Genomic DNA, 8770 nt, shown 5'->3' on the forward strand with positions numbered 1-8770 from the left:
CCGAGCAGGGCGCCCTCCAGCTCCAGGTGACCGTCGGTGCCCCCGACGAGACCGGCCGGCGCGAGATCGTGGTGCACTCGCGGGCCGAGACGCCCGAGGGCGGAGACGAGGCGCCGTGGGAGCGGCATGCGACCGGTGTGCTCGGCACGCCCGCGGTGGAGGCTGCGGACAACCTCGCCCAGTGGCCCCCCGCCGGTGCAGAGCCCGTCGACCTGGACGCGGTTGAGGCCTATGAGCGGCTCGCCGGGGACGGGTTCGCCTACGGGCCGGCCTTCCAGGGGCTGCGCGCCCTCTGGCGGCGTGCTGACGAGGTCTTCGCCGAGGTCGAGCTGCCCGGCGAAATCGCCGAGAACGCCCAGGAGTTCGCCGTTCACCCCGCCCTGCTGGACGCCGCGCTGCATGCCGTTGGACTGAGCGGACTGCTGGGTGAGGACATGACCGGGCGGCTGCCGTTCTCGTGGAGCGGGGTGCGGGTGCACGCGTGGGGCGCCACCACCCTGCGGGTCCGGCTGATCCGCGCCGGCACCGACATCACGGCGCTCACCGTGTTCGACGCCGCCGGTCGTGCTGTGGCCGTCGTCGACGCCCTGACCTGGCGGCAGGTCGAGGCAGGTCAACTGCGCGGCGCGCGGACGGCCTTCCAGGAGAACCTGTACCGCGTGGACTGGGTCGAACACCCGCTGCCCGCAACCGCCGCCCTCTCCGCCGCGTACATCGGTCCGTGGCCGCCCGGAAGCGGACTCGACCGCTACGACGACCTCGACGCCCTCCGCCGAGCCGTCGACGCGGGCCGGGCCGTCCCGGACGCCGTCGTCGCGCACTTCGCCACGGCGGCGGACGGCGCCGACACCGCCGTACCCGACCGTGCGCACACGCAGGTGACGCAGGCCCTGGAGCTCGCACGGGACTGGCTGGAGGACGAGAGGTTCGCGGCCGCCCGGCTCGTCGTGGTCACCCAGCGCGCCGTCCCGACCGCCACCGGGGCTGTCGACGACCCCGTCGGGCTCGCCGCTGCCCCCCTCTGGGGCCTGCTGCGCACCGCGCAGACTGAGCACCCCGGACGCCTCGTGCTCGTCGACACCGACAGCGTCCAGGCCGGCACCGCCACCGTCGTCGCGGCGGTCGCCACCGGTGAACACCAACTCGCGCTGCGCGCAGGCACCGCACACGTGCCGAGGCTGGCGCGCGTTCCCGCCGCCGACGCCGCCGCGGAACCCCGCTTCGAGCCCTCCGGCACGGTTCTCCTCACCGGTGCCTTCGGCCGGATCGGCAGTCTGCTCGCCCGGCACCTCGTCACCCGGCACGGGGTGCGCTCCCTGCTCCTCACGAGTAGGCGCGGAGCTGCCGCCGAAGGGGCCCGGGAGCTGACGGACGAACTCACCGCGCTCGGCGCCCGGGTGCGGATCGAGGCGTGCGATGTGGCGGACCGGGCGCAGGCCGCCGCGCTGCTCGCGGCCCTCCCCGACGACCGGCCGCTCTCCGCGGTCGTCCACACCGCCGGCCTCCTGGACGACGGTGTCCTCGGGGCCCTGACCCCCGAGCGGCTCGACCGCGTCCTGCGGCCCAAGCTGGACGCGGCCTGGCATCTGCACGAGCTGACGCGCGACCTCGATCTCTCCGCGTTCGTGCTGTTCTCCTCCGTCTCCGGACTGGTGGGGGCCGCCGGGCAGGCCAACTACGCGGCCGCCAACACCTTCCTCGACGCGCTCGCCGCCCACCGCCGTACCCTGGGGCTGCCGGCGCACGCCCTCGCCTTCGGGCTGTGGGACCAGAGCGGGGGCATGGCGGAGCGCCTGGACACCGCCGACCTCGCGCGCATGGCCCGCGCCGGTGTGGCGCCCCTCGCCGAGGACGAGGGGCTCGCGCTTTTCGATGTGGCACTGGCCCACGACGACGCCCTCCTCGTCCCGCTGCGGCTCGACGCCACATCCGTACGGGCGCACGCCGGTTCGGACGGCGTACCGGCACTGCTGCGCGGCATGGTGCGGTCGCCGGTCCGGCGCGCGGCCGCGGCGCGCGCCGCGGACGGGGGCGGTGCGCTGCACAGTCGTATCGCCGGGCTCGCGGCCGAGGAGCGCGGGCGGGTGCTGATGCTGCTCATCGCCGAGCAGGCGGCGCTCGTGCTCGGCCACCCGTCGTCCTACGCGATCGATCCGGCCAAGCCGTTCAAGGACATCGGCTTCGACTCCCTGGCCGCCGTGGAACTGCGCAACGGGCTGCACGCGGCGACCGGGCTACGGCTGCCCGCGACGCTCCTCTTCGACTATCCGACCCCCACCGCCCTCGCCGCGTTCCTGGAGGCCGAGGCACTGGGCGCTCCGGCCGCCGAGACGACGCGGGCCGCCGGGCCCGTCGACGACGAGGAGCCCGTTGCGATCGTCGGCATGGCCTGCCGCTACCCCGGCGGGGTCATGTCTCCCGAGCAGCTGTGGCAGCTCGTGCGCACCGGCACCGACGGCATCTCCTCCTTCCCCGTCGACCGGGGCTGGGACATCGAGCGGCTCTACGACCCCGACCCCGACCGGCAGGGCACGACGTACACCCGCCAGGGCGGCTTCCTGCACGACGCCGCCGAGTTCGACGCCGCGTTCTTCGGGATCTCGCCCCGCGAGGCCCTGGCGATGGACCCCCAGCAGCGACTGCTCCTCGAAACCTCCTGGGAGGCCGTCGAGACGGCCGGCATCGACCCCGGCGCCCTGCGCGGCACCAGTGTCGGCGTCTTCACCGGGATCATGTACCACGACTATGCGCCGCCCCTGGAGCGGATGCCCGAGCAGCTCGAGGGCGTACTGCTCACCGGCAACACCGGCAGCGTGGTATCCGGGCGCATCGCCTACACCCTCGGCCTGGAGGGCCCGGCGGTGACCGTGGACACCGCGTGCTCGTCGTCGCTGGTCGCCCTGCACCTGGCGGCGCAGTCGCTGCGGGCGGGCGAGTGCGACATGGCGCTGGCCGGCGGCGCCACCGTGATGTCGACGCCCGGCACCTTCGTCGAGTTCAGCCGTCAGCGCGGACTGTCGCCCGACGGCCGCTGCAAGGCGTTCTCGGCCGGCGCGGACGGCACCGGCTGGGGCGAGGGCGTCGGCGTCCTGCTCGTCGAGCGGCTCTCCGACGCCCGGCGCCACGGGCACCCGGTGCTCGCCGTGGTGCGGGGCAGCGCGGTCAACCAGGACGGTGCATCCAACGGCCTGACCGCGCCCAACGGTCCCTCCCAGCAGCGGGTCATCCGCCGCGCGCTGTCCGCCGCCGGACTGCGACCCGAGGACGTCGACCTGGTGGAGGCGCACGGTACGGGGACGAAACTGGGCGATCCGATCGAGGCGCAGGCCCTGCTGGGCACGTACGGAAGGGAGCGGAACGCCGAACGGCCGCTGTGGCTGGGCTCGTTGAAGTCGAACATCGGGCACACGCAGGCCGCCGCCGGGGTCGGCGGGGTCATCAAGACGGTACTGGCGCTGCGCGACGCGGTGCTGCCCAGGACCCTGCACGCCGACGAGCCGACTCCGCAGGTCGACTGGTCGTCCGGAACGGTACGGCTGCTGACCGCGGAGCGGCCCTGGCCCGAGCCAGAGAGCGGCGCACCCCGCAGGGCGGCGGTGTCGTCGTTCGGGATCAGCGGCACCAACGCCCACGTCATCATCGAGGCGCCGGACCAGAGCAGCGCCGCGGCACCGGCCCACGGCACCCTCGAGACGCCGGACCCGCGGGCCGCCGCCCAGGATCCTCAGGAGCGCCCCGGCGGCCTCGTGCCCTGGCTGGTCTCCGCGCGGACCGAGGCCGGGCTGCGGGACCAGGCGGAGCGGCTGATCGCGGCCGCCGGTGACGCACCTGCCCGGGACGTCGCACGGGCGCTGCTGGAGTCCCGTACGGCCTTCGAGTGCCGTGCCGTGATCCTCGGGGCCGACCACGCACGACTCGTGAGCGGCACGGCTGCGGTCGCCCGCGGCGAGTCCCACCCGGGCGTCGTCCTGGGCACCGCGGACACCCCGGAGTCGCGCCGGCCCGTCTTCGTCTTCCCCGGTCAGGGAGGCCAGTGGGCGGGAATGGCGGTGGAGTTGCTGGAGTCCTCGCCGGTCTTCGCGGCCCGCTTCACGGAGTGCGCGGCGGCGCTGGACCCGCTGACCGGCTGGTCCCTGACGGACGTGGTCCGGGAGGCCGAGGGGTCGCCGGGCCTGGACCGGGTGGATGTGGTGCAGCCGGTGCTGTTCGCGGTGATGGTGTCCCTGGCCGCCGTGTGGGAGTCCCTCGGCGTCATGCCCGCGGCCGTGGTCGGCCACTCGCAGGGCGAGATCGCCGCGGCCTGCGTGGCGGGCGCGTTGTCGCTGCGGGACGCCGCGCGCGTGGTGGCCCTGCGCAGCCAGGCGATCCTCGCCCTGTCCGGGCGCGGGGGTATGGCCTCGGTCGCGCTGCCCGCGGACGAGCTGGGAGCCCGGTTCGCCGAGTGGGGCGAGGGGCTCTCCGTGGCCGCGGTCAACAGTCCGGCCTCGACCGTGGTCTCCGGCGACGAGGCCAGCCTTGAGGCGATGCTGTCCAACCTCTCCGGCGAGGGCGTACGCGTCCGTCGCATACCGGTGGACTACGCCTCCCACTCCGCCCATGTGGAAGCTGTCGAAGCCGAGTTGGCCGAGGCACTCGCGCCGATTGAGCCGCGCACGTCCCGGATCCCCTTCTACTCCACGGTCACCGGCGGCCTGATCGACACGACGACGATGGACGCGGGCTACTGGTACACCAACCTCCGCCAGACCGTCCGCTTCGAGGACACCGTCCGCGCCCTCCTCGCCGACGGCTTCCGCCTGTTCGTCGAGTCCAGCCCGCATCCCGTGCTCACCGTGGGCCTTCAGGAGACCGCCGAGGACGCCGGCGTCGAGGCGGCCGGCATCGGCACCCTGCGCCGGGGCGACGGCGGCATGCGGCGCGTGCTGCACTCCGCGGCGGAGCTCTACGTCCGTGGCGCCGCCGTCGACTGGAAAGCGGTGCTCGGAGACACCCCCGTGCGGCCCGTCGCGCTGCCCACGTACGCCTTCCAGCGCGAGCGCTACTGGCTGACCACCCGCCCCCTGCCGGGCGACGCTCCTGTGGCGGCCGGTGATCCGGTCGACGACGACTTCTGGCGGGCCGTGGAGGACGGCGACCTGGAGACGCTGGCCGCGTCCATCGCGGACGACGGCCTCGTGGAACCGCTAGGGGCGGTGCTGCCCGCCCTCGCGTCGTGGCGCCGCCGACGACAGGACCAGGGCAGGCTCGACGGGTGGCGGTATCGGACCACCTGGCAGCCGGTGCCGGCCGCCAACGAGGCCGAGACGACAGGGACTTGGCTGGTCTGCAGCGAGGTGGGCCAGGACGACGCCTGGGTGACGGCCGTCGTCGACGGACTCGCCGGGCGCGGCGCCGACGTCCGCCACCTCGCCCTGACACTCGCGTCCCTGGACCGTGCGGCACTCGCCGACCAGTTGCGCACGGCCACCGCCGCACCGGTTGCGGGCATCGTCTCCCTGCTCTCCCTCGACACCGGCCCGGCCCCCGAACACCTGGGAATCACCAGGGGAGTCGCCGCCACACTGAGCCTGCTCCAGACCCTCGGCGACCTCGACGCCGACGTACCGCTCTGGTGCGCCACACGGCTCGCCGTCGCGCCCGACGACGGTCAGGCCGCCGACCCGGCCGGCGCGCTGGTCTGGGGACTCGGCTACGTCGCCGCACTGGAGCACCCGCAGCGCTGGGGCGGCCTGGTCGACCTGCCCGAGACACCGACCCCGCAGACCGTGGACCGGCTGCTGCTCGCCCTGTCCGGCGCCACCGGCGAGGACCAGGTCGCCGTGCGGCCGTCCGGTCTCCTAGCCCGCCGCTTCACCCGCGCCGGACGGTACGACGACACCGCCACGCCCGCCTGGCGGCCGACGGGGACCGTGCTGATCACCGGCGGCACCGGCTCGCTCGGCGCCCGCATGGCGCGGTGGGCGGCCGGCGCGGGCGCCGACCATCTGGTGCTGGCCAGCCGCAGCGGACCGGACGCTGCGGGCGCAAGCGAACTCGCCGCCGAACTGGAGGCGCTGGGCGCGGGAGTGACGATTGCCGCCTGTGACGTGACCGACCGGGAGGAGGTCGCCGCGCTGATCCGTGAAGCGGAGACACACGGCCCGGTGCGCGGGGTCGTCCACACCGCGGGCGCCGTCGACTACGTCCCGCTCGCCGAGACGGACCCCGGCGAGTTCGCGGGCGCCCTCGCCACCAAGGTGATCGGCGCCCGGCACCTCGACGAACTGATCGACGACACCCACCTGGAGGCGTTCGTGCTGTTCTCCTCCGTCGCCGGAGTGTGGGGCAGCGGCGAACAGGGGTCGTACGCGGCCGGCAACAGCTACCTCGACGCGCTCGCCCACCGGCGGCGCGCCCAGGGCCGGCCCGCCACCTCCATCGCCTGGGGATCCTGGGGCAGCGGCGGCATGCTCGCCGACGACAAGCGGCGGCAGCTCGACCGCAGCGGCGTCCTGACCATGGACCCGGATCTCGCGATCATCGCCGTGGCACAGGCCGTCGCCGAACACCGCGCCACTCTCACCGTCGCGGCCATGGACTGGAAACTCTTCCTGCCCGCCTTCACCCTGCGCCGCGCCAGCGCCTTCCTCGGTGACCTGCCCGAGGCACGGCGACTGCGCGACGACAGCACGGCACCGGCCACACCGGAGCAGCCGCCCCAGCTGGCCGCAACCTTGGCCGCACTCCCGCTCGCCCAGCAGCGCAAGCGGATCCTGCAGCTGGTCACCTCGGAGGTGGCGGCGGTCCTCGGACACACCTCCGACACCGGCATCCGGGCGGAGCGCGCCCTCAAGGAGATCGGCTTCGACTCGCTGACCGCCGTCGAGCTGCGCAACCGCCTCAAGACCGCCACCGGGCTCGCCCTGCCCGCCACGCTGGTCTTCGACTTCCCGACCCCCGCCAAGCTTGCGAAACACCTGCGCGAGCAACTCCTGCCGGAACGGCCGGCCGCCGCCGGAAACGGCCACCGGCAGCCGGCGGACCCCGGCGAGGACGAGACCTACGTCAAGGAGCTGATCAGCGTCATCCCGCTGAGCCGCCTCCGAGAGGTGGGCCTGCTCGAGCAACTGCGCGAACTGGCCGCCGCGCAGGCCGACGATGAGGCGGCCGCCCAGGGCGACACACGCGGGAGCGACCCGCACGACGGCGAGGACCTAGCGGCCGAGGTCGACGCCATGGACATCGAAGAACTCGTCAGGATCGCGTCCCGCCAGAACTAGCGTCCAACGGCATTGCGAAGGGGCCGGACAAGTGGCTGCATCGACCGAAGAAATCGTCGCCGCACTACGCAATTCGGTGAAGGAGAACGAACAACTCCGCCGCCGGATCAAGGCGCTGGAGAACGGCGAGCCCATCGCGATCGTCGGCATGGCCTGCCGCTACCCGGGCGGTGTGCGCTCCCCCGAGGACCTGTGGCGGCTGGTTGCCGAGGGGACGGACGCCATCTCGGAGTTCCCCGCCGATCGCGGCTGGGACGTCGAGCGGCTCTACGACCCCGACCCCGACAAGCCCGGCAAGATCTATGTCCGCGAGGGCGGTTTCCTGTACGACGCGGCCGACTTCGACGCCGGGTTCTTCGGTATCTCCCCGCGCGAGGCGCTGGCGATGGACCCCCAGCAGCGCCTGCTGCTGGAGACCTGCTGGGAGGCCGTGGAGCGGGCCGGCATCGACCCGCACTCCCTGCGTGAGACCCGCACCGGCGTCTTCGCGGGCTTCACCAACCAGGACTACCTGGCGCTCCACGAGGCACCGCAGGGTTACGAGGGCTACCTCCTCACCGGCAACATCGCCAGCTTCCTCTCGGGCCGCATCGCCTACACGCTCGGCCTGGAGGGCCCGGCGGTGACCCTGGACACGGCATGCTCCTCCTCCCTGGTCGCCCTGCACCTCGCGATCCAGGCACTCCGCTCGGGCGAGTGCGAAAAGGCACTGGTGGGCGCCGTGTCGGTGATGTCCGCCCCGGGGGAGTTCCTGGAGTTCAGTCGGCAGCGGGGGTTGTCGGCGGACGGGCGGTGCCGGGCGTTCTCGGCGGATGCGGATGGCACGGGGTGGGCCGAGGGTGTGGGTGTGCTGGTGGTTGAGCGGTTGTCGGATGCCCGGCGGTTGGGGCATCGGGTGTTGGCGGTGGTGCGGGGGAGTGCGGTCAATCAAGACGGTGCGAGCAATGGGTTGACGGCGCCGAATGGTCCGTCGCAGCAGCGGGTGATCCGTGCGGCTCTGGCGAGTGCTGGGTTGTCGGCGGTGGATGTGGATGTGGTGGAGGCGCACGGTACGGGGACCAGGCTGGGGGATCCGATCGAGGCGCAGGCGCTGTTGGCGGCGTATGGGCAGGGGCGGGAGGTTGGACGGCCGTTGTGGCTGGGGTCGTTGAAGTCGAACATCGGGCATGCGCAGGCGGCTGCGGGTGTCGGTGGTGTGATCAAGATGGTGATGGCTCTGCAGCGGGGGCTGTTGCCGAAGACGTTGCATGTGGATGAGCCGACGTCGCAGGTGGACTGGGCGTCGGGTGCGGTGGAGTTGTTGCGGGAGGCGCGGGAGTGGGCGCCCGAGCAAGGCCGAGTTCGTCGGGCAGGGGTGTCCGCCTTCGGGGCGAGTGGGACGAACGCTCATGTGATCTTGGAGGAGGCGCCGGCTCAGGAAGAGGGCGAGCAGACGCGAGCCGGTGTTTCCGTCCCGGTCGTTCCGTGGGTGGTGTCGGGGCGGTCGGCCGAGGCGTTGCAGGGGCAGCTGG

General features: G+C 73.5%; 1 protein-coding gene and 1 pseudogene. Both read left to right on the plus strand.

Annotated elements, in window-relative coordinates; translation table 11 throughout:
• Positions 1–26 precede the first annotated feature (26 nt).
• Positions 27–7259 (plus strand): annotated as a pseudogene (locus ACFSL4_RS14810) (type I polyketide synthase); the annotation flags it as partial.
• A 31-nt stretch (positions 7260–7290) separates the two neighbouring features.
• A partial coding sequence (locus ACFSL4_RS14815) for a type I polyketide synthase (RefSeq protein ID WP_417820772.1) occupies positions 7291–8770 on the plus strand: 1480 nt, incomplete at its 3' end.

Origin of the sequence: Streptomyces caeni, from assembly GCF_042678285.1 — a bacterium.
GTDB lineage: Bacteria > Actinomycetota > Actinomycetes > Streptomycetales > Streptomycetaceae > Streptomyces > Streptomyces caeni.